At 56.9% G+C, this 25,809-nt stretch carries 20 protein-coding genes; 7 read left to right on the plus strand and 13 right to left on the minus strand.

Annotated features, from left to right (window positions below; all coding sequences use genetic code 11):
- Positions 1 to 77: 77 nt before the first annotated feature.
- The 3 genes from AC1V0D_RS06235 to AC1V0D_RS06245 all read right to left on the minus strand — a co-directional run bounded on the left by AC1V0D_RS06235 (position 78) and on the right by AC1V0D_RS06245 (position 4,260).
- The gene (locus AC1V0D_RS06235; protein WP_111207622.1) at positions 78 to 800 is read right to left on the minus strand and encodes a YoaK family protein; all 723 of its coding nucleotides are present in this window, start codon (positions 798 to 800) and stop codon (positions 78 to 80) included.
- A 167-nt stretch (positions 801 to 967) separates the two neighbouring features.
- A complete protein-coding gene (locus AC1V0D_RS06240) occupies positions 968 to 2,512 on the minus strand; it encodes a methyl-accepting chemotaxis protein (protein ID WP_009089998.1) in 1,545 nt (514 codons plus the stop codon).
- A 161-nt stretch (positions 2,513 to 2,673) separates the two neighbouring features.
- Positions 2,674 to 4,260: a PTS transporter subunit EIIC gene (locus tag AC1V0D_RS06245; RefSeq protein ID WP_482907127.1), complete on the minus strand. Its 1,587-nt coding sequence runs from the start codon at positions 4,258 to 4,260 to the stop codon at positions 2,674 to 2,676.
- Positions 4,261 to 4,521: 261 nt separating this feature from the next.
- Here AC1V0D_RS06245 and AC1V0D_RS06250 point away from each other — a divergent pair, with 261 nt between their 5' ends.
- The 5 genes from AC1V0D_RS06250 (at position 4,522) to pdeR (ending at position 13,567) form a co-directional block, all read left to right on the plus strand.
- On the plus strand, positions 4,522 to 6,825 hold the full coding sequence (locus AC1V0D_RS06250) for an FdhF/YdeP family oxidoreductase (RefSeq protein WP_307743221.1): 2,304 nt from the start codon (positions 4,522 to 4,524) through the stop codon (positions 6,823 to 6,825).
- 110 nt (positions 6,826 to 6,935) lie between these two features.
- Positions 6,936 to 8,870: an exoribonuclease II gene (locus AC1V0D_RS06255; protein ID WP_482907128.1), complete on the plus strand. Its 1,935-nt coding sequence runs from the start codon at positions 6,936 to 6,938 to the stop codon at positions 8,868 to 8,870.
- A gap of 199 nt (positions 8,871 to 9,069) precedes the next feature.
- The gene (locus AC1V0D_RS06260) at positions 9,070 to 11,139 is read left to right on the plus strand and encodes a carbon starvation CstA family protein (RefSeq protein WP_482907129.1); all 2,070 of its coding nucleotides are present in this window, start codon (positions 9,070 to 9,072) and stop codon (positions 11,137 to 11,139) included.
- A complete protein-coding gene (locus tag AC1V0D_RS06265; protein WP_482907130.1) occupies positions 11,132 to 11,422 on the plus strand; it encodes a YbdD/YjiX family protein in 291 nt (96 codons plus the stop codon). The genes AC1V0D_RS06260 and AC1V0D_RS06265 overlap by 8 nt, the downstream gene beginning before the upstream one ends.
- Before the next feature lie 159 nt (positions 11,423 to 11,581).
- A complete protein-coding gene (gene pdeR / locus AC1V0D_RS06270; RefSeq protein WP_009089987.1) occupies positions 11,582 to 13,567 on the plus strand; it encodes a cyclic di-GMP phosphodiesterase in 1,986 nt (661 codons plus the stop codon).
- 12 nt (positions 13,568 to 13,579) lie between these two features.
- On the opposite strand, the gene AC1V0D_RS06275 is transcribed toward pdeR, so the two are convergent.
- Together AC1V0D_RS06275 and araD are read right to left on the minus strand one after the other, a co-directional pair.
- Positions 13,580 to 14,446 (minus strand): crotonase/enoyl-CoA hydratase family protein, encoded by an 867-nt coding sequence (locus AC1V0D_RS06275; protein WP_009089985.1) that lies wholly within the window; start codon positions 14,444 to 14,446, stop codon positions 13,580 to 13,582.
- A 357-nt stretch (positions 14,447 to 14,803) separates the two neighbouring features.
- On the minus strand, positions 14,804 to 15,502 hold the full coding sequence (gene araD / locus AC1V0D_RS06280; protein WP_009089984.1) for an L-ribulose-5-phosphate 4-epimerase: 699 nt from the start codon (positions 15,500 to 15,502) through the stop codon (positions 14,804 to 14,806).
- Positions 15,503 to 15,849: 347 nt separating this feature from the next.
- Here araD and osmB point away from each other — a divergent pair, with 347 nt between their 5' ends.
- The gene (osmB, locus tag AC1V0D_RS06285) at positions 15,850 to 16,065 is read left to right on the plus strand and encodes an osmotically-inducible lipoprotein OsmB (protein ID WP_003853848.1); all 216 of its coding nucleotides are present in this window, start codon (positions 15,850 to 15,852) and stop codon (positions 16,063 to 16,065) included.
- Positions 16,066 to 16,142: 77 nt separating this feature from the next.
- Here the strand turns inward: osmB and yciH are convergent, their stop codons facing one another.
- The 5 genes from yciH to pgpB form a co-directional block, all read right to left on the minus strand.
- Positions 16,143 to 16,466: a stress response translation initiation inhibitor YciH gene (yciH, locus tag AC1V0D_RS06290; RefSeq protein ID WP_140925457.1), complete on the minus strand. Its 324-nt coding sequence runs from the start codon at positions 16,464 to 16,466 to the stop codon at positions 16,143 to 16,145.
- Positions 16,466 to 17,185, minus strand: coding sequence for an orotidine-5'-phosphate decarboxylase (gene pyrF / locus AC1V0D_RS06295; RefSeq protein ID WP_186806379.1), 720 nt, complete (start codon positions 17,183 to 17,185; stop codon positions 16,466 to 16,468). The genes yciH and pyrF overlap by 1 nt, the downstream gene beginning before the upstream one ends.
- A 196-nt stretch (positions 17,186 to 17,381) precedes the next feature.
- Positions 17,382 to 18,551 carry a lipopolysaccharide assembly protein LapB gene (gene lapB, locus AC1V0D_RS06300; RefSeq protein ID WP_046101908.1) on the minus strand — a complete coding sequence of 390 codons (1,170 nt, stop codon included), beginning with the start codon at positions 18,549 to 18,551 and terminating at the stop codon, positions 17,382 to 17,384.
- A gap of 6 nt (positions 18,552 to 18,557) precedes the next feature.
- Entirely contained in the window at positions 18,558 to 18,866 is a 309-nt protein-coding gene (locus AC1V0D_RS06305; RefSeq protein ID WP_046101909.1) for a LapA family protein, read from the minus strand.
- Positions 18,867 to 19,000: 134 nt separating this feature from the next.
- Positions 19,001 to 19,759, minus strand: a complete 759-nt coding sequence (gene pgpB / locus AC1V0D_RS06310) for a phosphatidylglycerophosphatase B (protein ID WP_267369280.1) — start codon at positions 19,757 to 19,759, stop codon at positions 19,001 to 19,003.
- A 226-nt stretch (positions 19,760 to 19,985) separates the two neighbouring features.
- On the opposite strand from pgpB, the gene ribA reads away from it, so the two are divergent.
- Positions 19,986 to 20,579: a GTP cyclohydrolase II gene (ribA, locus tag AC1V0D_RS06315; RefSeq protein ID WP_033783243.1), complete on the plus strand. Its 594-nt coding sequence runs from the start codon at positions 19,986 to 19,988 to the stop codon at positions 20,577 to 20,579.
- Between the two features lie 243 nt (positions 20,580 to 20,822).
- Here the strand turns inward: ribA and acnA are convergent, their stop codons facing one another.
- The 3 genes from acnA to cysB form a co-directional block, all read right to left on the minus strand.
- A complete protein-coding gene (gene acnA / locus AC1V0D_RS06320) occupies positions 20,823 to 23,504 on the minus strand; it encodes an aconitate hydratase AcnA (RefSeq protein ID WP_482907131.1) in 2,682 nt (893 codons plus the stop codon).
- A 598-nt stretch (positions 23,505 to 24,102) separates the two neighbouring features.
- Positions 24,103 to 24,261: a YmiA family putative membrane protein gene (locus AC1V0D_RS06325; RefSeq protein ID WP_009089968.1), complete on the minus strand. Its 159-nt coding sequence runs from the start codon at positions 24,259 to 24,261 to the stop codon at positions 24,103 to 24,105.
- A 495-nt stretch (positions 24,262 to 24,756) separates the two neighbouring features.
- Positions 24,757 to 25,731: an HTH-type transcriptional regulator CysB gene (gene cysB, locus AC1V0D_RS06330; protein ID WP_009089966.1), complete on the minus strand. Its 975-nt coding sequence runs from the start codon at positions 25,729 to 25,731 to the stop codon at positions 24,757 to 24,759.
- Between the last annotated feature and the right edge of the window lie 78 nt (positions 25,732 to 25,809).

Consider the following 25,809-nt stretch of genomic DNA (forward strand, 5'->3'; position numbering starts at 1 on the left):
TCACAACATGGGGCCGATGAGTTTTCTAAGGTGAGCGGCCCCGGCTTATCAGATTTTACTCAGCAACTGCCGGGCCATCAGCTTGCCGTCTTTACCGGCCGCCGGAAAATTGCGTTCAGCGCCAGGCAGATCAGGCCGAACCCCACCAGCAGCAGAAAGTCGTAGCTGAGCAGCCTGTAGAGCCCTATTCCGGCTATACCGCCCGCCAGGAATGCGAGTAGCGTCAGCACATGCAGCCGCAGCCGGCTCAGGTAGAGCGGTGCCTCTTTCGGGGAGATTTTACGCCGCAGCACCTCAAACAACATCGCCAGCTCAATCCCGATATCGGTCGCCGTGCCGGAGACATGGGTGGTACGGACGCGGGCGTCCGAAATCCGTGTCACCACCGCATTCTGCAGCCCCATCAGAAAGCTCAGGCTCAGTATTAACACCACGCCCGGCGACAGCGGCGGAAAATGATTTTCTATCACCCCCAGAACCATCAGCGCAGCGCCTTCAGCCAGGATGACAAAGGCATAAATAGTGCGGATGTTTCTGCGGCGACCGGAATTGATAACCAGGGTGGAGAGCGCCGACCCGGCGATGAAGAGGATGACGATGGCGAGAAAAAAGAGGCCGGTTCCCGGATTCGCTTTTGCCAGATGATCGGAGAGCAGCGAGACATTGCCGGTCATGTTGGCAGAAAAGAAACCGACAATCTCAAAGGCGGCGGTGTTCAGCGCCCCCGCAGCGGCCGCCAGCGTACAGGCCAGACGGGTGTCGGCGCTGTGGCTACGGGCACTTTCTGTACTGATTAGCATGACCACCACATATTCAGAGGAAAGCCTTATCATCCGCCGTTTCCCGGCCGGCGACAAGGCGCTGAATCAAACTCTCCCGGCGCACTGACCTCAGGGCAAGCTGCCCGGATAACATGCCTTACCGGCAGCAGGTTCCGCGCGGCACTGGCACCGCGCGGAACCGCCGGTTAATGGCTGGCGAGACGGAACGTGGATACCGACTGCGTCAGGTACTGCACCTGCTCTTCCAGCGAGGCGGAGGCTGCTGCAGACTCCTGCACCAGCGCCGAGTTCTGCTGCGTCACGCTGTCCATCTCGGTCACGGCCTGTTCAATCTGGCCGATGCCGCGACTCTGTTCATCTGACGCGGTAGAGATATGCTCCATCAGCAGGTTAACCTGGCTGACCGAGGAGATAATCGCGCTCATCGCCTCACCCGTGCGGCTGACCTGATCAGAACCGGCGTGAATGATGGCGACCGATTCGGCAATCAGGCTCTCAATCTCTTTAGCGGCCGTGGCGCTGCGCTGCGCCAGGTTCCGGACTTCGCCCGCCACCACCGCAAAACCGCGACCCTGCTCCCCGGCGCGGGCCGCTTCCACCGCTGCGTTCAGCGCCAGAATATTGGTCTGGAAAGCGATGCTGTCGATAACGGTCGTGATCTCTTCAATCTTCTTCGAGCTGGCGTTAATCAGCCCCATTGAAACCACCACTTCCTGCGACACTTTCTCACCGCTTTCGGCATTTTTCACCGCTTCACTGGTCAGGCGGCAGGCTTCAAAGACGTTTTCGGTGTTCTGTTTCACCGTTGCGCCCAGCTGCTCCATGCTGGCGGCGGTCTCGGTCAGTGCGGCAGCCTGCTGCTCGGTGCGTGAGGCGAGATCGATGTTGCCCGCAGCAATTTCCTGTGACGCGGTGGAGACGGAGCGGGTCGAGTCACGAACCTGCAGAATGATAGAGGTCAGCGCGCTGCGCATCTGCTCCAGCGAGCCCATCAGCAGCTGAATTTCACTGCGGGAGTTCGCCCTGACCGGGACGCTGCTGTCCAGCACGCCCGCCGCAATAAGCCTGCAGTGTTCCTGCGCATCATTCAGCGGAGAGAGCACGTAGCGCTTCATGAAGATGTAGATCGCGATGATGATGGCAAAAAAGAGCACGCCAAACAGTCCCAGCAGGGTAATGCCGGTGGTGAAATGACTCTGCGCATCACTGTTGAGTTTTCTGGCGTAGGTTTCATGCTGCGCTAGCACCCGATCCAGAATAATTTCATACTGGCGATCCAGACGCACCACGGTGGCAATCTGGTTTTTGAATCGCAGCTGGTCGTGCGCTTCTGCTGCCTCAATTAACGGCTGCAGGCCCTGCTGGCGATAGGCCTGATAGGCCTGACGATAGGCTTCCGCTTCAGCCTCTTCGCCCGGCAGACGCGGCGCGTTCATATAGGCTTCAAACGCCGCATCCGCCTTACCGGCAACGGTGCGAACGCTGTCCAGCGTGGCCGGGTTATTCGCCTCACTGCCCTCTATCGACTTCATGTACTCCATCAGGCGGACACGCAGTGTACGGCTGTGGTTGATAGGGTCGATCACCGACAGCACAACGCGGATCTCCTTGTTAACCGCATTCAGGGAGTGATTGCTCTGAACAAGCAGCCAGGTACTGATTGCCACGCTGGTAAGAAACAGCGCCAGCAGGAAAGAAAAAATAATCAGGGAGGACTTTTTTAACGACATCGCTACGTTCCGGAAATTGGGAGGATGAGTGGCTATATCGGCAAAAAAAAGCAGCCCATTAGGGCTGAACTTTTTTTAGTTACAATAAGCGGAGCGGCAGCGTGCAGCCTTTCTCCCCCTTTCCGGCAGACCGCCCGCTGATGACCCGAAACAGGCTGTCGCTAAGCCACGCCGAGCGCCCGCTTTATCTCATTGGCGACTTTCTCAACCTGCGGCCCGTAAATCACCTGAACATCATGCTCGCTGACGCGATTGACGCCGTTGGCACCGGTGCTCATCAGCGTCTGATCCACCACCTGATTCATCTCTCTGACCCGGACCCGCAGTCGGGTAAAGCAGCAATCGACATCCTCGATATTGGCCTGCCCGCCCAGCCCGCTGATAATCACCTGAGTGCGCTCATCCGCAGCGACCTGCTGCGGTTTCTCCTCTTCCGATTCCCGGCCCGGCGTTTCGACATGCATCCGGGTGATTACCAGCCGGAAAGCGTAGTAGTAGAGCGGTGCATAGACCGCTCCCAGCGCCAGTGTCCACCACCAGTGCGTTTTCGCCCCGCCCAGCATGCCGAACACCACCAGGTCGATGATGCCGCCCTGCACATTGCCAATCATCAGGTGCAGCATCGACATCAGCATGAAGGAGAGACCGGTCAGGAAGGCGTGCAGGAGATAGAGTACCGGCGAGACAAAAATAAAGCAGAACTCGAGCGGTTCCGTAATACCGGTCGTGAACGAGGTCAGCGCGCCCGCCATCACCAGCGCTTTGACCCGCTGTTTATGCTCTGGCCGTGCGGTGTGATAGATCGCCAGGGCAGCGGCGGGCAGGCCAAACATCATGACCGGAATTTTACCCTGCGCCAGAAACTGCGTGGCGGTGCGCAGCGTCGCATCCGGGATCGACCCCGGGTGGGTCAGAGACGCGTTGAAGATGTTGAGCGCACCGACAATGGTCTGGCCATCCACCACCGCCATACCGCCGATCGGGGTGAAGCGAACGGTTTCGTTGAGGATATGGTGCAGGCCGGTGGGGATCAGAATGCGTTCAAATGCCCCCAGCAGGAACGCGCCATACTGACCACTTTTGCCGATCATCGCGCCGATCCAGGCGATCCCCTGGCCGATGGTCGGCCAGACCAGCGCCAGCAGCACCCCCACCAGCGGCAGGCAGACGACGGTGACGATCGGCACAAAACGCCGCCCGCCAAAAAAGCTGATCGCAGTAGGCAGTTGCTGGGTGTAAAAGCGGTTGTGCAGCGCGACCGTTATCAGCCCGGCAATCACCCCACCCAGCACGCTCATGTTGTAGGTAAAGACCCCCAGCATGCTGATATATTCCGCCGAGGTCATCATCGCCGTCGTCTGATCCATCCCCGCCTGCTGCAGAGCGGCCGGTGTGGTGGTGGCGGCCGTGATCCCTTTGGCCGCCAGAGTGGCGCTGATGCCGACATTCATCACGATGTAGCCAATCACCGCAGCAAACGCGGCGGTGGGCTTCTCCGCTTTTGCCAGCCCGATAGCACTCGCCACGGCAAAGAAGAGCGGCAGGTTTGTAAACAGCGCACCGGCGATCTTGCGGATAAAGCCGATGATGACCTGCGGCACCGCCATCTGGACAAATGCCTCACCGGTCACCGCCGGGTTCTGCATCGCCGCCGCCAGTCCGAGAAAGATCCCTGCAGCGGCGATCACTGAGATTGGCATCATTAGCGCTTTGCCGAACGCGTGGATCTGGCTGGTCAGCTGTTTCATGGTGTCGCGCCCTCTCTGATGATAAAGAGCAAGTATTAGCCCGTTACCGAGAGAACTCCCGTTATCAGCGCGTTAAAACTGGGTAAAATCTGACCAGCATCACACTTCTGGCCGATGCACGATAAACGCCAGCTATCGCACCATTATGTCAATCAATTAGACAAGGTATGACGATAATTGCACACTCCCCTTCACCATCAGGCTATAACCTGATAACAATCATCAAACAATTATTCCTACTATAAAAAGCCTGCACTCAATATGAAATTTAAACGCCAAATCAAACCCTACCGCGCGGCTGCGGGCGGCTGGGGTTCACTGGAAGCCACCACGCGTTTCGTTCTTGACAGCAAAGCGGCCCTGAAAAATATGCGCAACCTGATGCGCATGAACAAAGCACGCGGTTTTGACTGTCCGGGCTGCGCCTGGGGTGATGACAATAAAAGTACCTTCAGCTTCTGTGAAAACGGCGCCAAAGCGGTGACCTGGGAAGCGACGCGCCGGGTGGTTGATACCGACTTTTTCGCCCGCCACAGCGTAACCACCCTCTACACCCAGAGTGACTACTTCCTGGAATATCAGGGTCGTCTGACGCATCCGCTGCGCTACAACGCCGAAACTGACCATTATGAGCCGATCAGCTGGGACGACGCCTTTGCGCTGATCGCGCAGCACATTAAGGCGATGGACAATCCGGATCAGATGGAGCTTTACACCTCCGGTCGCGCCAGCAATGAAGCCTCCTGGCTCTATCAGCTGTTTGGTCGCCTGGTGGGCACCAATAACTTTCCTGACTGCTCCAATATGTGTCACGAAGCCAGCGGCACCGGGCTGAAGCGCAGCATTGGCGTCGGTAAAGGCACCATTCGTCTGGACGATTTTGACCATGCGGATGCGATTTTTGTCTTTGGTCAGAATCCCGGCACCAACCATCCGCGCATGCTGCACAGCCTGCGTCACGCTGCCGACCACGGCGCAAAAATCGTGACCTTTAACACCCTGCGCGAACGCGGTCTGGAGCGCTTTGCCGATCCACAGAAACCGCTGGAAGTGGTGACCTCTAAAGCCGGCACCATCAGCTCCTCCTACTACCAGCCGAATCTGGGCGGAGATATGGCCGCCGTGCGCGGCATGGTGAAATCCCTGCTGGAAACCCACCGTGCCCGCCTGGCGGCAGGTGAAAGCGGCCTGTTCGATCAGACCTTTATCAATGCCAAAACCAACGGCATTGAGGCCTACCTCGACGCCGTAGACAACACCAGCTGGATGCAGATTGTGGCGCAGTCGGGCCTGACGCAGGCGCAAATCCGTGAAGCGGCGGCTATCTATCAGAGCGCTGACCGGGTGATCTGCACCTGGGCGATGGGGATCACCCAGCACAAGCATTCGGTAGACACGGTGCGTGAAATCACCAACCTGCAGCTGCTGTTTGGCCAGCTGGGCAAAAAAGGCGCAGGCCTCTGCCCGGTGCGCGGTCACAGTAACGTGCAGGGCAACCGGACGATGGGCATTGATGAAAAACCGACGCAGGCGTTCCTGGATGCGCTGGGCAACCATTTCGGTTTCGAGCCACCACGTGCCGCGGGCCACAACACCGTTGAAGCGCTGAATGCCATGCTGCGTGATGAAGTCAAAGTGCTGATTGCGCTGGGTGGCAACCTGGCCGCGGCGGCGCCCGATTCACCGCGCACGGAAGAGGCGTTATCGCGCTGTGGTCTGACCGTACACATCAGCACCAAGCTGAACCGCAGCCACCTGGTGCCGGGTCATGAAGGGCTGATTCTGCCGACGCTGGGCCGCACGGAACGTGACCGCCAGGCAACCGGCAATCAGTTTATTACCGTCGAAGACTCGTTCAGCATGGTGCACGCCTCCGAAGGGATCGGCATTCCGCTGGCGGAAACGCAGCGCTCTGAAACGGCCATCGTCGCCGGGATCGCGCAGGCGGTGCTGGGTGATGACAAAGTGAAGTGGCGCGACCTGGCGGGTGACTACAACCTGATCCGCGACCATATCGCCGCGACCATTCCGGGCTTTGCCGACTTTAACGCGAAATGCGATATCCCTGGCGGGTTCTACCTGGGCAATGCCGCTGCGGAGTTACGCTTCAATACGCCGAGCCAGAAAGCGGAATTTAATGCGTCGATGCTGCCGGACTCACTGTTCCCGGCGCTGGATCAGGCGGTGCCGTTTACCCTGCAGACCCTGCGTTCACACGACCAGTACAACACCACCATCTACGGCCTCGATGACCGTTATCGTGGCGTGTTTGGTCAGCGCGAAGTGGTGTTTATCAATCCGGACGATATGGCGGATCTGGGCTTTACCGAAGGCCAGAATGTCGATATCGAAACGCTGTGGAATGATGGCATCACCCGTCGCGTGAGCGGTTTCAAACTGGTTCCTTATAATATTCCGCGCGGAAATCTGGCGGCCTACTATCCGGAAACCAACCCGCTGGTGCCGCTGAACAGCTTTGGTGATGGCAGCGGTACACCGACCTCCAAATCGGTGCCCGTGAAGCTGGAACTCTCCCAGGCGCAGGCCGATCAGCGCATCGCCTGATCCCCTGTCAGCCCCTCTGAAAAGCCGGTTCGTCCGGCTTTTTGCCTTGCCGCGCGGCGTCGATTCGCGTAAAACTGTCAGCCGCATTCAGGCCACGAAACGTAAAAATTATGTTCCAGGATAACCCGCTGCTCGCGCAGCTGAAAGAGAAGCTCCATTCACAGACACCACGTGCAGAAGGCGTGGTAAAAGGCACCGAAAAAGGCTTCGGCTTTCTGGAAGTCGATGCGCAGAAAAGTTACTTCATTCCGCCTCCGCAGATGAAGAAAGTGATGCATGGCGATCGTATCGTCGCCGTGATCCACACCGATAAAGACCGCGAAAGTGCTGAACCGGAAACCCTGGTTGAGCCGTTCCTGAGCCGTTTTGTCGGCCGGGTACAGAAGAAAGACGATCGCCTGTCGATCGTGCCGGACCATCCCCTGCTGAAAGAGGCTATCCCGTGCCGCCCGGCGCGCGATGTCAGCCATGAGTTTGAGAATGGCGACTGGGCTGTCGCTGAAATGCGTCGTCATCCTCTGAAAGGCGACCGCGGTTTTTACGCCGAAATCACTCATTTTATCGTCAAAGCGGATGACCATCTGGCGCCGTGGTGGGTGACGCTGTCGCGTCACAACCTTGAGCGTGAAGCGCCGGATGTCAGCTTTGGCGAGATGATGGATGAGAATCTGACGCGCGAAGATCTGACCGCGCTCAATTTTGTCACCATCGACAGCGCCAGCACCCAGGATATGGATGATGCGCTTTATGTGGAAGCGCAGGCGGATGGCTCGCTCTCCCTGACCATCGCTATCGCCGACCCGACCGCTTATGTCGCGGAAGGCAGTCAGCTGGATAAGCTGGCAGCGAAGCGCGCCTTCACCAACTACCTGCCGGGCTTTAACATCCCGATGCTGCCGCGCGAACTCTCTGATGATGTCTGCTCGCTGCGTCCGAATGTCCGCCGTCCGGCGCTGGCCTGCCGCGTCACCGTGGCCGCCGATGGCAGCCTGGCGGATGATGTCACCTTCTTTGCAGCCTGGATCGAGTCCAAAGCCAAGCTGGCTTATGACGACGTTTCTGACTGGCTGGAAAACAGCGGCAGCTGGCAGCCGGAGAGTGACGCGATTGCAGAACAGATTCGTCTGCTGCATCGCCTCTGCCAGGCGCGCAGCGAGTGGCGTCAGACCCACGCGCTGGTGTTCAAAGATCGTCCTGACTACCGCTTCCTGCTGGGAGAAAAAGGTGAAGTGCTGGAGATCGTCGCGGAACCGCGTCGCATCGCTAACCGCATCGTTGAAGAGGCGATGATCCTGGCAAACATCTGTGCGGCGAAGGTGCTGCGTGACCGTCTCGGCTTTGGTATTTACAACGTCCATGCCGGTTTCGATGCCACCAATGCTGAACAGGCCGCCGCAGTGCTGGCGAATCACGGCATCACCGTGGATGCTCAGGCGATTACTACCCTGGAAGGCTTCCGCGTGCTGCGTCGTGAACTCGATGCCCAGCCGACGCCGTTCCTCGACAGCCGCATCCGTCGCTTCCAGACCTTTGCCGAGATCAGCACCGAGCCGGGCCCGCACTTCGGGCTGGGACTGGAGGCGTACGCCACCTGGACCTCACCCATCCGTAAGTTTGGCGACATGATCAACCATCGCCTGCTGAAAGCGATTATCCGTGGCGAGACGATCGCCCGTCCGGACGATGCCGTGACGGTCACGATGAGCGAGCGCCGTCGTCTGAACCGCATGGCCGAACGTGATGTGGGTGACTGGCTCTACGCCCGTTATCTTGCGCCGTTTGCCGGCACCGATCGTCGCTTCAGCGCCGAGATCATCGACGTGTCACGCGGCGGTATGCGCGTTCGTCTGCTGGAGTATGGCGCGGTGGCCTTTATCCCTGCTCCGTTCATTCACGCGGTGCGTGATGAGATGGTCTGTAGCCAGGAAAATGGCAGCGTTCAGATTAAAGGCGACGTGGTTTATCGTGTGACTGACGTGATTGATGTCACCATCGCCGAAGTCCGCATGGAAACCCGCAGCGTCGTGGCGCGTCCCGCCGTCTGAGTTCCAGCTGACTTACGCCATCTGGCGGGATAACTCCGGTTATCCCGCCCGTTCCCGTCCCCGTTCAGGTTGTAAACAGGTTATATTTGTACCCCGCTTCACACTTCTCCACTGATTAACTTTCACTTACATTCCATTACATTAAGTTTAACTCGTTGTTTTCGATCGCCTTCCTCTCGATCCCTTCAAGGAGTTAGTCATGAAAAACGTCAAAACCAGCGCGATCTGGTTAGTGGTGGCGTTAATCGGCGCAGGCGCTTTTGCCATGCTGGCCCTCAGCCGCGGCGAACACGTCAACGCAGTCTGGCTGGTGATAGCCGCTGTCGCCTGTTACAGCATCGCGTATCGTTTCTACAGCCTGTTTATTGCCCGTAATATCTTCGAGCTGGACGACCGCCGGATGACCCCGGCCGAGCGGCTGAGCGACGGGCTGGATTATGTCCCGACCAATAAATGGGTGCTGTTCGGTCATCACTTTGCGGCGATTGCCGGTGCCGGTCCCCTGGTCGGGCCGATTCTGGCGGCGCAGATGGGCTTTCTGCCCGGTACTATCTGGATCCTTGTGGGGGTAATGCTGGCGGGCGCGGTTCAGGATTTCCTGATCCTGTTTATCTCAACCCGCCGGGATGGTCGTTCGCTGGGTGAGATGGCCCGTCAGGAGCTCGGCGCGTTTGCCGGTGTGGTGACCATGCTCGGCGCCCTGGGTGTAATGATCATTATCCTGTCGGCGCTGGCGCTGGTAGTGGTGAAGGCGCTGGCTAACAGCCCGTGGGGGCTGTTTACGATAGCCGCCACCATTCCTATCGCGCTGTTTATGGGCATCTACATGCGCTTTATCCGTCCGGGTAAAATCGCGGAGGTATCGCTGATTGGCTTTGTGCTGATGATGGCGGCGATTATCTATGGCGGCGATGTGGCGCAACACCCTTACTGGGGCCCCTTCTTCACCCTGAAAGGCACCACGCTGACCTGGGTGCTGGTCATCTACGGCTTTATCGCCTCAGTGCTGCCGGTCTGGCTGCTGCTGGCACCGCGTGACTATCTCTCGACCTTTCTCAAAATCGGCGTGATTGTCGGCCTGGCGGTGGGCATTGTCTTTGCCATGCCGGAGATGAAAATGCCGGCGGTGACCCGCTTTATCGACGGCACTGGCCCGGTCTTCTCCGGGGCGATGTTCCCCTTCCTGTTTATTACCATCGCCTGCGGCGCGATCTCAGGCTTCCATGCGCTGGTGTCCAGCGGCACCACGCCTAAACTGGTGGAGCGCGAAAGCCATATCCGCTTTATTGGCTACGGCGCGATGCTGATGGAATCTTTTGTGGCCATTATGGCGCTGATCTGCGCCTCGGTGCTGGACCCCGGCGTCTACTTTGCCATGAACTCGCCAGCGGCGCTGATTGGTACCACCGTGGAGAGCGCCTCACAGATGATTAACGGCTGGGGCTTTGTGGTGACGCCTGAAATGCTGAGCGGCATCGCCCGTGACGTGGGCGAAGGCTCAATTCTGTCGCGCGCCGGCGGAGCGCCAACTTTCGCCGTGGGGATGGCCCATATCATCACCGAGATCTTTAACAGCCGGGCGATGATGGCGTTCTGGTACCACTTCGCCATCCTGTTTGAAGCGCTGTTTATCCTGACTGCGGTCGATGCCGGCACCCGCGCCTGCCGTTTTATGGTGCAGGATCTCGTGGGCACCGTGGTGCCTTCCATGGCGAACAACCGTTCCTGGCTGGGCAATATGGCGGGCACCACCGTCGCCGTTGCGGGCTGGGGCTTCTTTGTTTATCAGGGCGTGGTGGATCCACTGGGCGGCATTAATACGCTCTGGCCACTGTTCGGTATCGGTAATCAGATGCTGGCGTCGATGGCGTTGATCCTCGGCACCGTCGTGCTGTTCAAAATGAAAAAGCAGCGCTACGCCTGGGTCACCATCCTGCCCACCGTCTGGCTGTTTATCACCTCCATGACTGCAGGCTGGCAGAAAATCTTTCATGAGAAACCCGCTATCGGCTTCCTGGCGCAGGCCAGCAAGTTCCGCAAAGGCGTGGAGGACGGCGTGATCATCGCCCCGGCAAAAAGCGTGGCGGACATGCAGACCATCGTGTTCAGCAATCAGATCAACGCGGCGCTGTGTGCCTTTTTTATGCTGGTGGCCGTGACGATGCTGATCGCCGCGTTCTTTGTTATCCGCAAGGCGCTGCGCAGTGACGAGCCAACCACCCATGAGTCATCGGTGGCGCTGCGTAACAAGGAGGTGCGCCATGTCTGATGCGATTCATCAGTTCCAGCGGCCGCAGGGGAAATGGCAGATTATCGGCTGTCATCCCCTTACCGCCTCTGCTCCTGTCTCGTTCAGCTGGCGCGGCTTCTGGCGCGGCCTGCAGCAGTGCTTTCGCTTAATGGTCGGCGTACAGGATTATCAAACATATCTGCAGCATATGCGGCAGCATCATCCTGGCCAGCCGACGATGAACGAGCGCGATTTCCACCGTTACTGTCTGGATGCGCGCTTCCCGAGTCAGGCGGGAAAACTGGGGAAATGTCCCTGCTGATCATGGCTTAATGCTCCGCACCGTCGGGGCTTTTTTGTGCCATTCTTATCTGGATGGAAAAATATATTTGGTTTGCATCTTGTGCTGGCGTCAGATGATGAATACTGTTGCTAAAATAATGAGATAACGCCTGCAGAGCACTTCCCGGAGGAAGTTTCCATGACCGATGAACAAGGGCAAACCTTGTTGTACACCCTGTTTGGTACAACCAGCCCTCATTGGCGTCTGACCGCGGACAGCGATGCGCTACATTTTGCTGAAGATGAGTCGTCACAGACCAATATTGCCCTGCCGCTGACCCCCGGCCAGGCCGCGATGATTCGCGCGATGCCCGTCATCACGTCAAGCATTAACCTGACCATGACCTTACAAGGCATTGATGTGCCTATGCATTTTGTCGGGCGTAAAGTGAACCAGGCATCCTGGGCAGGCACCGCCTCCGCCTGGGGCGACACCTCGGCGGTTGCACGCGATTTAACGCTGGGACTCTCTTTCGCCGAACAGGTGGTTTCTGAAGCCAACTCGGTGATTGTCATCCTCGACCAGCGCGGCAATATTCAGCGCTTTAATCGTCTCAGTGAAGAATATACCGGCCTGAATGAGCATGAGGTGATTGGCCGCAACGTCTTCCAGCTCTTTATGACCAAACAGGAAGCGTCCCAGTCGCGCCGCAACATCGCGGGCTTCTTTCGCGACGGCAACTCCTATGAGGTCGAACGCTGGGTCAAAACCCGCAAAGGCCAGCGACTCTTTCTGTTTCGTAATAAGTTTGTTCATAGCGGCAGTGGCAAAAATGAAATTTTCCTCATCTGTTCCGGGACCGACATCACCGAGGAGCGTCGGGCTCAGGAACGGCTCCGGGTACTGGCTAACACCGATACGGTGACCGGTTTGCCTAATCGCAACGCCATCCATCAACAGATTAGCCTGGCGCTGGAGCGTTCCGGGGGAGATGAGACCGGTGTGGTTTACCTGGATCTCGATAACTTCAAGAAAGTGAATGACGCCTACGGCCATATGTTTGGCGACCAGCTTCTGCAGGCGGTGTCGCTGGCGATCCTGAGCTGTCTGGGCAAAGATCAGACGCTGGGCCGGCTGGGCGGTGACGAGTTTGTGGTGCTGGCCGAGCACACCAGCCAGGCCGCGCTGGAGGCGATGGCCTCACGCATTCTGGAGCGGCTGCGTCAGCCGTTCCGTATCGGCCTGATCGAAGTCTACAGCGGCTGCTCAATCGGCATCGCGTTCGCGCCGCTGCATGGCGAAGATCGTGAAAGCCTGATTCGTAATGCGGATACCGCGATGTATCACGCCAAAGAGAACGGTCGCGGCAAATTCTGCGTTTTTGCCGCCGAGATGAACCAGCGGGTTTTTGAATACCTCTGGCTGGACACCAATCTGCGCAAGGCGCTGGAACTCGACCACTTGCTGGTCTACTACCAGCCCAAAATCGACAGCGATGGCGAAGTCCGCAGTGCGGAAGCCCTGGTTCGCTGGAACTCACCGGAACGGGGCCTGGTCTCGCCGGCGGATTTCATTCCCTATGCTGAAGAGTCGGGACTGATTGTGCCGCTGGGCCGCTGGGTGATGCTCAACGTGCTGAAGCAGATCATTGCCTGGCGCCAGGAGGGCATTTTTCTGCGCGTCGCCGTGAACGTCTCAGCCCGCCAGCTGATCGATCAAAGCATCTACACCGACCTGAAGCAGGCGCTGCATGAGGCGGGGCTTACCGACTGCCCCATCGACATTGAGCTGACTGAAAGCTGCCTGATTGAGAATGAGACCGAAGCACTGAAGCTGATGAAGCAGTTTCAGGATCTGGGCGCGAAGATTCATCTTGATGACTTCGGCACCGGTTACTCCTCGCTGTCGCAGCTGGCCCGTGTGCCGATTAATGCCATCAAGCTCGATCAGAGCTTTATCCGCAATATTAGTACGCAGCCGGTTTCCCAGTCGCTGGTGCGCGCCATCGTCGCCGTTGCCAAAGCGCTCGATTTGCAGGTCATCGCGGAAGGCATTGAAACCCCGGATGAAGAGTCGTTTGTTCTCAAAAGTGGTGTGGATGGGCGTCAGGGTTACTACTACGCAAAACCAATGCCCGCGGAGCAATTTGGGCATTGGCTGGCTAAGCATCCTGCCCGCGTTTAACGCTGAGTCCGATTATCCCGCTTTACGCAGTGATGCGCTGTGGCGGTTTTGTAACTGAACCAGGCGTTCCATGTAAGCAATGTCTTTAGGTTCGAGCGTAAAGGCGTAATCGACCCAATCCTCGGTGATATCCATCAGCTCGGCGCGTGACAACTGCAGCACGCGCTGACGCGCTTTCAGCATCGCCCGCACGCCATTCAGCTTCGGCCGTAAGGTATCGATAAAGGTGCGGGTGGCACGGTAGCTGTCGCCCGGCTGGAAGACTTTGTCCACCAGACCGCGCGTTTCATACCACTCTGCGCTGTGGGACTCCCCTTCACAGATTAACTCCTCGGCCAGCTTCATGCCGGAACGACGGGCCACCAGCGAGTAACCGCCCATGCCAGGGAACAGGTTAAAGGCGATTTCCGGGAACCCCATCCGTGCATTGTTTTGCGCCAGAATGAAGTGATGCGCCAGCGCCGCTTCAAATCCTCCGCCCAGGGCACTTCCCTCGATCATCGCCAGCGTTACCGCTCCCGTATCAAATCCGCGCGCCGCCGAGTGGATGCAGTCCACGCAGGCACGGGCATAGGCCCGCAGCGCCTCACGGCGGTTATTGCGAATGCACTCGACGAAGAAGCGCAGATCGCCACCGGCGTTGAACATCTGCGGCACCAGTGACCCGGTGACCCAGAAATCGATGGGCAGACCAGAACGCTGTGCGGCGTAGCTCAGATTCATGATCTCCTCAATCAGTTCATGGTTGAAACTCGGGCGCGGCTGCGCACGTAGCATCATCCACATCGTCCGACGCCCTTCTTCGTAATAGGCGACTAACTGCGTGGTGTTGCCGGCTTCGGTAAATAATCTGCAAGTAGGTTGGTTAATTACTGTCATTGTCTCATCCTCTGTTTATATTTGATGCGTTTAATACGCGACATCAGCGTAATGCAGAGTGAGGCCAGACCAAATGAGAGATTGATTTACAACACAAAATCCAGAGTGATCCCTGACAGGCTCGTCAGAAATAGATTAGGCACGTTACACATTGTCAGCATGTGGTCAGGCAGCACCAGGCCGATGCTTAACGCGCACTGAATAGATAAAGCGGACCGGCGTGCAGTCATCCGGCAGTCGTCTTAAAAAGGGGTGGCCGCAGGTTTCGGCTGTTGAAAAGTCAGAAAAAAGCAGAACAGAGAACGTGCCGCCCTGCGTAAAGCGGGTAAAAAAAAGGACGCCGAAGCGTCCTGATGATTATTTCTGTCCGTACCAGGCATTTTCGCCGTGCTTTCGCAGGTAGTGAAGGTCAAGCAGCGGTTGCTGGATGGGCGGCAGGTTTGCTGTCAGCTGCTGGCTGAATAAGCCCATGTAGGCCACCTCCTCCAGCACGACGGCGCTGTGGACAGCCGCGTGGGCATCCTTCCCCCACGCAAACGGGCCATGCGAGTTGACCAGCACCGCCGGAATCGCGGAGGGAGACAGGCCACGCTGCGCAAAGGTTTCAATAATCACCTCTCCGGTGTTCCACTCATAATCGTGCTGAATCTCTTCGCTGCGCATGGAGCGGGTACAGGGGATCTCTCCGTAGAAATCATCGGCATGGGTGGTTCCCCAGGCGGGAATCGGTCGTCCTGCCTGCGCCCAGATCGTCGCATGCCGTGAATGGGTATGGACGATGCCCCCCACCTCCGGCCAGGCGAGATAGAGCGCCCGGTGCGTCGCGGTGTCAGATGAGGGACGCTTGTCGCCCTCCACCACCTCACCCGTCGTGAGATCGACCACGACCATGTCGTCGCGCTTCATGACCTCGTAGCGCACGCCGGAGGGTTTAATCACCAGCAGGCCCTGTTCGCGGTCAATCGCGCTGACATTGCCCCAGGTGAAGGTCACCAGGTTGTATTTGGGTAGATCCAGATTCGCTTCCAGGACCTGTTGTTTAAGGTGTTCCAGCATGCCTCTTCTCCTGCTGACAATCGTCCCTGAATTTTGCGGAGTTGGCCGCCAAAGGGTTATGGAGCGAATAGCTATAAACGCAGAAGGAATGGCTGTGAATGCAAATATGTGCCGTGATTTAAGAATTTTCTATCTTCGGAATTTCCGCAGAACGATTAAAATTCTCTCCGGCAATGCATGGACCTGTTGGGACAGCATGGCTACTCATCCGCTACAAACGGTTTGTCCATGGTGATCACATTTCGATGCCGTCACGGACGCGGCAATGATGCGGCACAAGCGGGCTGAGTCAATATCGGAGCTATACTAAGAGTGTTGCCTCTGTGAGCACATCAAAGGAGAAGTGTATGACAACAACAATGAAACGAATCACTGCCGTTGTACTGGCGACCACCTTAGCCGTCGCACTGAGCGGCTGCTCTAACTGGTCCAAACGTGACCGTAACACCGCGATTGGCGCGGGTGCGGGCGCAATTGGGGGTTCAGTTCTGACCAATGGTAGCGCACTCGGAACAGTCGGCGGCGCCGCTGTGGGTGGTATTATCGGTCATCAGGTCCACTAAGGACCTTATTAAAACTATAATCGGCTACGCTAAGCATCTGCGTTACAATCGGGCTACGTCTGTAGCCCGATTTTTTATCAGCCGCCCGCCAGTTTCACCTTCATGCCTTTGGCTTCCAGCAGACTTTTCAGCAAATCGCGTTTATCGCCCTGAATCTCGATCACGCCCTCTTTAACGGATCCGCCACAGCCGCACTTCTTTTTCAGCTCCGCCGCCAGCAGTGCCAGTGCCGCATCATCCAGGTCAATCCCGCTAATCAGGCAGACTCCTTTGCCTTTACGACCGCTGGTCTGACGCTGGATGCGCACAATACCATCCCCTTTGGGGCGTTCCGCTTTCGGCTGCGGCTGAGCAATTCGGCCGCTGTCGGTTGAGTAAACCAGTGGATTATCATTGGCCATTAGCGTATCTCCAGAGAGTGCAGAATTGCCTGCAGTGCGGCAGCCGGATCGGTCGCCTGGGTAATCGGACGACCAATAACCATATAGTCTACGCCTGCCTGCTTCGCCTGCTGAGGCGTCATGATGCGGCGCTGATCTCCTGCCTCACTGCCTGCCGGACGAATCCCCGGCGTGACCAGCGCGAAGTCGTTGCCCATCACCTCTTTGAAGCGAACGGCTTCCTGCGCAGAGCAGACGACGCCATCCAGCCCGCAGGCGTGAGTCAGTTTCGCCAGTCGCTCCGCCTGTTCAGCCGGCGAGAGCGTGATGCCCAGACCATTCAGATCGTCGGCATCCATGCTGGTCAGTACGGTGACCGCAATCAGCAAGGGGGCATCGTTGCCATAAGGAACCAGCGCTTCACGCGCCGCATTCATCATCCGCGCCCCGCCGCTGGCGTGGACGTTGACCATCCAGACACCGAGATCGGCCGCGGCCGCCACAGCATGCGCGGTAGTGTTAGGAATATCGTGAAATTTCAGGTCGAGGAAGATCTCAAAGCCGCGCTGCTGCAGGGTTCTGACCAGCGACGGGCCAAACAGCGTAAACATCTCTTTGCCCACCTTCAGGCGGCAACTGCGGGGGTCGATCTGGTCGACAAAACGCAATGCGCTGTCGAGGTCATGATAATCCAGCGCTACCAGAATCGGCGAGGCGGTCACGTGGTGGGGTGAAGGCATGGCATTTCCTCTGCAGTAGGCACCCGCAGGCGCAATAGACAAACGGCAAGCATTCTACCTGCGGCTCCGGAGCATCACAATCGCCGTGCCCCTCTGCCAGGCAATAAATGCACGGCTGCCTCTCCCGGTGCCAGCTTACTCTTATAGTATGTTGTAACTATAATGCGATGATTTACACCGGAGTGCGTCGGCCGGATTACTGGCCGTCGAGTCCCCGGATAGGCTTAACGGAAGACCAGGTGCGGCAGGATGGGCAGTGCCAGTAAAGCGCGTGAGCGGTGAAACCACACTTCTGGCAGCGATAGCGCGGCTTGGTGCGAATCTGTTCACCCACCATGTCACGCAACACCATCAGGCTCTCTTTGGCCCGGCCATCTTCGGCTTCAAGCAGGTTGAGATCCATCAGACGATGGAACACCCGCATGGTGGGATGACGCTGCAACTGACGACTGATGTAGTTCTGGGCCGCCTCTGAACCCTGCTGCTGCTCAACAATATCGGAGAGATAGAGCTCCGCTGCCGCACCGGTGTTCTCATCGACGCAGCGCTGCAGAAACGCCGCCCAGGCCTCGGGCTGGTTGAGTCGCTGGTAGCAGGTTTCCAGCATCGCCAGTGTTTCACTGACCAGCTCTTTATCCTGATCCAGCACCCGCTGCAGATGCCCCACCGCACGGGCGAAATCCTCTTTTTCCATCAGGATACGGCCCATCATGATGGAGATGCGGGCGCTGTTGCGATCGGCCGCCTCCCCTTTCTTCAGCAGGCTTATGGCACGATCCAGGTCGTCGCTGCTCATCGCCTGCAACGCCAGTTCACAGTAGAAATGAGCGATTTCGCCTTTCTGTTTCTCTTTGCCGAGCTTAACCAGCCGCTCTGCCACTTCAATCGCCTGCTGCCAGTCGCTGGTGGCCTGATGGATTAACAGCAGCTGCTGCAACGCCCCCACCCGAAAGTCGGTTTCATCGGTAAGCTGTTTAAACATATCTTCGGCGCGGTCATACAGGCCCGCCGCCATGTAGTCCCGGCCCAGTTGCTGCACGGCAAGCAGGCGCTGCTCGTAGCTCAGAGAGGCACTTTCCATTAAAGCCTGATGGATTCGGATGGCGCGGTCTACTTCGCCACGCGACCGGAACAGATTGCCCAGTGTGAGGTGTGCTTCTACGGTGCCGCTGTCCTCTTTCAGCATGTCCAGAAAGAGGTCGACCGCTTTGTCCTGCTGGTTAGAAAGCAGGAAGTTTACGCCAGCAACATATTCACGCGAGAGTCTGTTGGCTTCCTGTTGCTTATCCTGATGCGCGCTGCGGCGGCCCATATACCAGCCATACGCAGCCGCAACCGGCAGTAACAGAAACAGCAATTCATGCATCGGGGATTATTCCCGGCCGGCCGGAGAGGATGGCGTGGTCGCCAGCGCGGTGCTCTGTTCAATCTGCGTCTGCATACGCCTGATTTTACGGTTGGCATTCGCCAGTGCGACGCGGGTACGTAACCAGAACAGGCCGCAGATGACCCAGCCGAGGACAAACCCTGCGCCAAACAGTGATGCCAGTAAGGTCGAGATGCTGAACTCACCCTGCGCCAGCAGATAGTTAAAAGTAATGACCTGGTCGTTATGCGCGCCTAAGGTGACGGAAACAATGAAAATGACCAGTACTACTAAAAAAATCAGCAAATATTTCACAGTGCGTCCTGTTGTGAGGTTGTCAGGTAGAATTATGCCAAAACTACAGCAAAAATGCTGCTCCCAGCAGCATTGGCCGAGTCGCTTTTGCGCAAGACCGATCAATAATATGGGGTCTTCGCGGGGAATTACAATCAGGGCTCCCGCTGTGCCACCTCTTTTTGCTCTTCAGGTGGCAGCGTGAGCGGGCCGCAGACGCGCTGGGCCAGCCAGGTCGCCAGGGTCACCAGTATCCAGGAGATCACGGTGGCCATCGCCAGATCGCGAGGCCAGTGCATGCCCAGCAGCATCCGGCTCGCCATGACGCCCGTGGCCCAGATGAAGATCACCACCACGGTTTTATAGTGACGGCGCGGCCACAGCAGCCCTAAAGCCAGTAGCGCCCAGCTGGCCGCAAACATCGTATGGCCTGACGGAAAGGCAAAACCGGTTTCAAAAGCCCAGTGCCGTTTCAGCCAGCCGGGTATCTGCGTCTCATCGGCGATCAGCGACGTTACCATCTCACCACGCTGTTTGCGCTTCAGTTCATAAAAGGTTTTTTCATCCAGTCCGTGATGCTGTTCCAGCCAGATGACATAGGGACGCGGCTCCTGGATCTGCTCTTTGATGAAAGATTTGGTGTACTGCCCCGCCAGAATAGTGGCATTCATGATCAGCAGCAGCAGGATCGCCGGCTTCAGGCGAAAGCGCAGGCACCAGAGCATCCAGGCGCTCAGCAGCACGCTGGTGACAATGCCCCACGGGCTGGTGACCGTTTCGGTCATGAAGAACAGCGTTTTCAGCAGGGCGTTGCTTTCGCCGGGTTGCCAGCGCCAGCCGCTAAGCCAGACGGTAACGGGCATGATCAGCAGCAGCAGCATTCCCAGGGTGGTACGGCGCGAAATCTTAAACATCTCTTCCCTTATCCCGGTGTCAGGTCACAAAGCATGCATAACTTTAGCTTAAAAAAGAATAACATACCTGTTGCAGATTGGATAATTGTGCTTTATCAATGCAATTGGTATGAGAGATTACCAGCCCGACTCAGGGTTGTGGCACAATATTGCACGTTTGTCAGGCCACACTGGCCTGTGCACTATCATGATGATAGTGCATCCTCTGAAGGTTCTGGAGAGTCACATGCAGCTTAAACGGGTGGCAGAAGCCAAACTGCCCACGCCATGGGGAGATTTCCTGATGGTTGGTTTTGAAGAACTGGCAACCGGACATGACCATGTTGCCCTGGTCTTTGGCGATATTAACGATAATGAGCCGGTACTGGCGCGCGTTCACTCCGAATGCCTGACCGGCGACGCACTCTTTAGCCTGCGTTGCGACTGTGGGTTTCAGCTGGAAGCCGCCCTTAACGCCATCGCAGAAGAGGGTCGCGGCGTCCTGCTCTATCATCGTCAGGAAGGCCGTAATATCGGTCTGCTGAATAAGATCCGCGCCTATGCGCTGCAGGATAAAGGTTACGATACTGTCGAGGCGAACCATCAGCTTGGCTTTGCCGCTGATGAGCGCGACTTTACCCTGTGTGCCGACATGTTCAAACTGCTGGGCGTGAATGAAGTGCGCCTGTTGACCAACAACCCACGCAAAGTGGAGATCCTCAGCGAAGCCGGGATCAATATCGTGGAGCGTGTGCCGCTGGTTGTGGGCCGTAACCCGAAAAATGCGCACTATCTCGACACCAAAGCCGAGAAGATGGGACATCTGCTGCCGAAGTCGTAAGGACTGAGTGCGCTGACGAAGCCACATCCGGGCGAGCCTCACCGCCATGGCTAACGTAAAGCGCAGGGAAGACGGTCAGAAGAGGAAAGCGTCCCGCGCCAGGGACGGCGCGGGCCGAGCGGCCATGGATGGCTTAAGCGACTTTCCGATCTGACCGTCTTCCCTGTGCCGCTCCGGTCTTACAGCAGACTGGAAATTGCTCTTCAGTAAATTAAAGCCGGGTTTCCCCGGCTTTTTTGTCACTCAGTTCAGCATGTTGCGAATCACATAGTGCAGGATGCCGTCGTTGCGGTAATAGGTCAGCTCATTACTGGTGTCGATGCGACAGCGGGTATCCAGCTCTTCCTTGCTGCCATCGGCGCGGGTCAGTGTCACTTTAACGCTGCAGCCTGGCGTCAGGGCCTGCAGATTTTCCACGTCGATGCGCTCTTCGCCCGTCAGTCCCAGGCTTTTGCGGGTCACGCCCTGCGGGAATTCCAGTGGCAGGATACCCATACCAATCAGATTTGAACGATGAATACGTTCAAACGATTCAGCAATGACGACCCTGACCCCCTGCAGACGCGGCCCTTTTGCCGCCCAGTCGCGGCTTGAGCCCGAGCCATACTCTTTACCGGCGATCACGGCCAGCGGGACACCGTCCGCCTGATACTTCATCGCCGCATCATAGATGGCAAGCTGTTCGCCACTCGGATAGTGTCGGGTATAACCGCCCTCCACACCCGGCACCATCTCGTTGCGGATACGGATATTGGCAAAGGTACCGCGCATCATTACCTCATGATTACCGCGCCGCGAACCATAGGAGTTAAAGTCGGTGCGCTCCACGCCGTGAGAGAGCAGATAGCGTCCGGCCGGACTCACCGCTTTGATGCTGCCCGCTGGCGAGATATGGTCAGTGGTGACGGAATCACCCAGCACGGCAAGGATCCGCGCGCCGCGGATATCCTGCACCGGCTTCGGCTCTTTCTCCATATCATCAAAGAAAGGCGACAGCCGGATATAGGTTGACCCTTCGTCCCAGTCGTAAGTCGCCGCCTCGCTGACTTTGATCTGTTGCCACTCCGGCGTGCCGTCGAAGACTTCAGCGTACTCTTTATGGAACATATCGCTGGTGACCTGCTGCACCGCCGTGGCAATTTCTTCCGGGGTCGGCCAGATATCTTTCAGGTAGACCGGCTGGCCCTGCTGATCCTTGCCCAGCGGTTCCGTCTGCAGGTTGATCTTCATATTACCCGCCAGTGCATACGCCACCACCAGCGGCGGTGACGCCAGCCAGTTGGTTTTGATCAGCGGATGAATGCGGCCTTCAAAGTTGCGGTTACCGGAGAGGACAGCCCCGACGGTTAGATCGCCTGCTTTGATAGCGGACTCGATTTCATCTTTCAGCGGCCCGGAGTTGCCAATACAGGTGGTGCAGCCATAGCCGACCAGGTTGAAGCCCAGCTTATCCAGCCACGGGGTCAGCTGTGCCACGGCCAGATAGTCTGACACCACTTTAGAACCGGGAGCCAGGGAAGCTTTGACCCACGGCTGACGTTTCAGGCCGCGCTCAACCGCTTTCTTCGCCAGTAAACCGGCCGCCATCAGCACGCTGGGGTTAGAGGTGTTGGTACAGGAGGTGATAGCACTGATTACCACGGCACCGTCTGAGAGGGTATGTGTTAGGCCGGTGTCACTGTCGGTATAGGTGACATTTTTATGGGGTTTCTGCGCCTGGTTGACTTCCAGCTCGTTGCTGGCATCAAACGCGGCAGGCACATCCCCCAGCGACACCCGATCCTGCGGACGTTTGGGTCCGGCGAGGCTGGACTCCACGTCGTTCATATCCAGCGCCAGAGAGCTGGTAAAGCGTGGCTCATCCCCGGCATGACGCCACAGGCCCTGCGCTTTGGCATAGGCCTCCACCAGCGCGACCTGCTCCGCATCACGCCCCGTCAGCGTCATATAGCTCAGGGTAACATCATCTACCGGGAAGAATCCGCAGGTGGCGCCATACTCGGGTGCCATATTGGCAATGGTGGCGCGGTCAGCCAGGGGCAGATCGGCCAGGCCATCGCCATAGAACTCAACAAATTTGCCGACCACACCGTGCTTGCGCAGCATCTGGGTCACGGTCAGAACCAGGTCGGTTGCCGTGATGCCGGCGCGCAGTTTGCCGGTCAGCTTAAAACCAACCACATCCGGGATCAGCATAGAAACCGGCTGACCGAGCATGGCCGCTTCAGCTTCTATCCCCCCCACGCCCCATCCCAGCACGCCCAGCGCGTTGATCATGGTGGTGTGGGAGTCCGTACCGACCAGCGTATCGGGCCAGGCATACTCTTCACCATTCAGGGTTTCATGCCAGATTGCCTTGCCGAGATACTCCAGGTTCACCTGGTGACAGATACCGGTGCCCGGCGGCACGACGCGGAATTTATCGAACGCTTTTTGCCCCCAGCGGAGAAAGACGTAGCGTTCATGGTTGCGCTCCATCTCCAGCCGGACGTTCTCTTCAAACGCATCATCGTCGCCAAAATGGTCAACGGTCACGGAGTGGTCAATCACCAGATCGACCGGCGACAAGGGGTTCACCTTCGCGACGTCGCCGCCCAGCCGGTTCACCGCTTCGCGCATGGCCGCCAGGTCAACGACGGCCGGCACGCCGGTAAAATCCTGCATCAGAACACGGGCTGGCCGGTAGGCAATTTCGCGATCGGCATGCGCCTCTTTTTGCCAGTCAACCAGCGCCTGGATATCCTCCGCGGTGACGGAGTCGCCATCCTGCCAGCGCAGCAGGTTTTCCAGCAGAACTTTGAGCGATTTCGGCAGGTTATCGATATTGCCGAGGTGTTGAGCAGCGCGGGGAAGACTAAAGATATGATATTTTTTGCTGTCGACCTGCAGTATTTCCTGACTCTGCTCGCGTAGGGTAGACGACATAGCTCCTCCTTTCATTCATGGTCTTTAAACCTTAGAGAGACAAAGGTTTATGTTAAAGATAGTCCACAAATTCGTTAACGTTTTGATTACAACACAAATTGCTACAATCGCCCATAAACGAAAATGCCCCGTGAAAATCACGAGGCATCATAAAAAGGGAGGTAATTCAGATTAAAGCGTTATCCACACCGCCGCAGACCAGAACGCAAAGGAGAACGCATACGCGCTAAGCCAGGACATTTTAATCATATTCATTTGGTTCACTCCTTCGCCGGAATCGGGCGTAAAAGTTTTTGCGGTCACCTTACTCTGGTGACACCCTTGGGTCGTACTGGATGTGGAAAGGGGCATTTAAAAAAGCCCGCCGGAATGTCCGGTAATAAAAGAGCGGTGACTAAAGAGAGTCAGACAACGTTATTTAGTTTCAGGCTGCAGAAACGACTCAATAAAAAGTCGCTGGTTATCACTCAAATCCCATGACTCGGGGATAGACACTTTTTCGTCCTTTGCAAGCGGCTCTTTCGCTTTGCAGCTGACCGGCTTGGTCTGACGCGCCGTCAGAGAACGTTTATGGCTGAGTGTGTTTACCCACATGGCTTTAGCCCCAGATACGCCAAATCATTAACGCGACAACCACCCAGAACAGCGCAGAGGCAGCGAATACGGTTAACCAGGCTTTGCGACGGGTGTTACCAGTACGCTCAACCTTGGTGCTTTTTACCGGGAAACCCGGTTCTACAGTCAGTCGTGTATTCATAGTTTCTGATAATCACTCTCAACAAAATGATTGATAACAACGATTAAGATTTAGGAGGAATCCTAAACGCGTTAAGGCCAAAAATCCAGTTATTTTTATTGAGTAAAACGATTAACGGTATTAATCAATAGTCTTAAATAACGCCAGAAATCATTAACAGCGGAACCACTCTTTAATTAAATGAAGCACTAATCAATTTGAGTTAATTCCATTTCAGATCCATTTAAAACTAAAGAGCAAACCCCAGAGCCTGATGTTTACTGGCTTCCAACACAGGCGGTTAACTGGAGTATGGGAATAATCCTGGCATGTCGCAAAGTGACATAGTTAAAAATGTGTTGTGATTCGCATTTAAGAAAGCCGAACCGGAAAACATGTGATCAATGTTTCATTTACAAAAAAATCATAAAAACTTTCAGTCTCATCTGGCGCTAAAGGCTGGCAACAAAAAAGGCTGCACCAGGCAGCCTTATGTTGTCGCGCAGGGGATAAACCCTATTTAAACGGCAGCTTGATATCTTTAAACATCGCTTCAATGTCTTCGTTAGAGCGGAGCGCAACGGCGGTATCCACCACGTCACGCGTCAGGTGCGGGGCAAAACGCTGGATGAAATCATACATATAGCTGCGCAGGAAGGTGCTGCGACGGAAGCCTATTTTGGTGGTGCTGTTGGTAAAGATATCCGCGGCTTCAATGCGAATCAGATCGGGATCGGAGACCGGGTCAACCGCCATACTGGCGATGACGCCGACACCCAGCCCCAGACGGACATAGGTTTTGATGACGTCTGCGTCGGTGGCGGTGAAGACGATGCGGGGTGTTAACCCGGCGCGGTTGAAGGCGGTATCCAGTTCTGACCGCCCGGTAAAGCCAAAGGTGTAAGTCACCAGTGGATACTCCGCCAGCTCTTCAATGGTCACCTGCCCTTTTCCGGCCAGCGGGTGATCGGCAGTGACCACAATCGCCCGATTCCAGTGGTAGCACGGCAGCATGATGAGATCGTCATAGAGATGCAGCGCTTCGGTGGCAATGGCAAAATCGGCATTGCCTTTGGAAACGGCTTCGGCAATCTGGGTCGGCGATCCCTGATGCATATGCAAAGAGACGCGTGGATAGCGTTCGATAAAGCCTTTGATCACGCCGGGCAGCGCGTAGCGCGCCTGGGTATGGGTGGTCGCCACATAGAGCGAACCTTTGTCGGGCCAGGTGTGCTCACCGGCAACCGATTTAATGGCATCCACTTTGGAGAGCACTTCACGCGCAATACGAATGATCTCTTCCCCGGCTGGCGTGACCTGCGTGAGATGTTTCCCGCTCCGGGCAAAAATCTGCACACCCAGTTCATCTTCCAGCATCCGGACCTGCTTACTGATGCCGGGCTGCGAGGTATAGAGACCTTCCGCCGTCGAAGAGACGTTGAGGTTATGGTTCACCACTTCGACGATATAGCGCAACTGCTGTAATTTCATATCTGTTTTGTCCTGGTAAGTTACAGAGTCGCATCCCCGCTTGACCGACAGTCGCAAGGGTGAAGAAAGGCTATGCAT

This window comes from Pantoea sp. PA1 (genome assembly GCF_056856975.1).

Coding starts and splice junctions, on each gene's coding strand:
- AC1V0D_RS06235 (WP_111207622.1), bottom strand. CDS start 800: ATGCTAATCAGTACAGAAAGTGCCCGTAGCCACAGCGCCGACACCCGT.
- AC1V0D_RS06240 (WP_009089998.1), bottom strand. CDS start 2,512: ATGTCGTTAAAAAAGTCCTCCCTGATTATTTTTTCTTTCCTGCTGGCG.
- AC1V0D_RS06245 (WP_482907127.1), bottom strand. CDS start 4,260: ATGAAACAGCTGACCAGCCAGATCCACGCGTTCGGCAAAGCGCTAATG.
- AC1V0D_RS06250 (WP_307743221.1), top strand. CDS start 4,522: ATGAAATTTAAACGCCAAATCAAACCCTACCGCGCGGCTGCGGGCGGC.
- AC1V0D_RS06255 (WP_482907128.1), top strand. CDS start 6,936: ATGTTCCAGGATAACCCGCTGCTCGCGCAGCTGAAAGAGAAGCTCCAT.
- AC1V0D_RS06260 (WP_482907129.1), top strand. CDS start 9,070: ATGAAAAACGTCAAAACCAGCGCGATCTGGTTAGTGGTGGCGTTAATC.
- AC1V0D_RS06265 (WP_482907130.1), top strand. CDS start 11,132: ATGTCTGATGCGATTCATCAGTTCCAGCGGCCGCAGGGGAAATGGCAG.
- pdeR (WP_009089987.1), top strand. CDS start 11,582: ATGACCGATGAACAAGGGCAAACCTTGTTGTACACCCTGTTTGGTACA.
- AC1V0D_RS06275 (WP_009089985.1), bottom strand. CDS start 14,446: ATGACAGTAATTAACCAACCTACTTGCAGATTATTTACCGAAGCCGGC.
- araD (WP_009089984.1), bottom strand. CDS start 15,502: ATGCTGGAACACCTTAAACAACAGGTCCTGGAAGCGAATCTGGATCTA.
- osmB (WP_003853848.1), top strand. CDS start 15,850: ATGACAACAACAATGAAACGAATCACTGCCGTTGTACTGGCGACCACC.
- yciH (WP_140925457.1), bottom strand. CDS start 16,466: ATGGCCAATGATAATCCACTGGTTTACTCAACCGACAGCGGCCGAATT.
- pyrF (WP_186806379.1), bottom strand. CDS start 17,185: ATGCCTTCACCCCACCACGTGACCGCCTCGCCGATTCTGGTAGCGCTG.
- lapB (WP_046101908.1), bottom strand. CDS start 18,551: ATGCATGAATTGCTGTTTCTGTTACTGCCGGTTGCGGCTGCGTATGGC.
- pgpB (WP_267369280.1), bottom strand. CDS start 19,759: ATGTTTAAGATTTCGCGCCGTACCACCCTGGGAATGCTGCTGCTGCTG.
- ribA (WP_033783243.1), top strand. CDS start 19,986: ATGCAGCTTAAACGGGTGGCAGAAGCCAAACTGCCCACGCCATGGGGA.
- acnA (WP_482907131.1), bottom strand. CDS start 23,504: ATGTCGTCTACCCTACGCGAGCAGAGTCAGGAAATACTGCAGGTCGAC.
- AC1V0D_RS06325 (WP_009089968.1), bottom strand. CDS start 24,261: ATGAATACACGACTGACTGTAGAACCGGGTTTCCCGGTAAAAAGCACC.
- cysB (WP_009089966.1), bottom strand. CDS start 25,731: ATGAAATTACAGCAGTTGCGCTATATCGTCGAAGTGGTGAACCATAAC.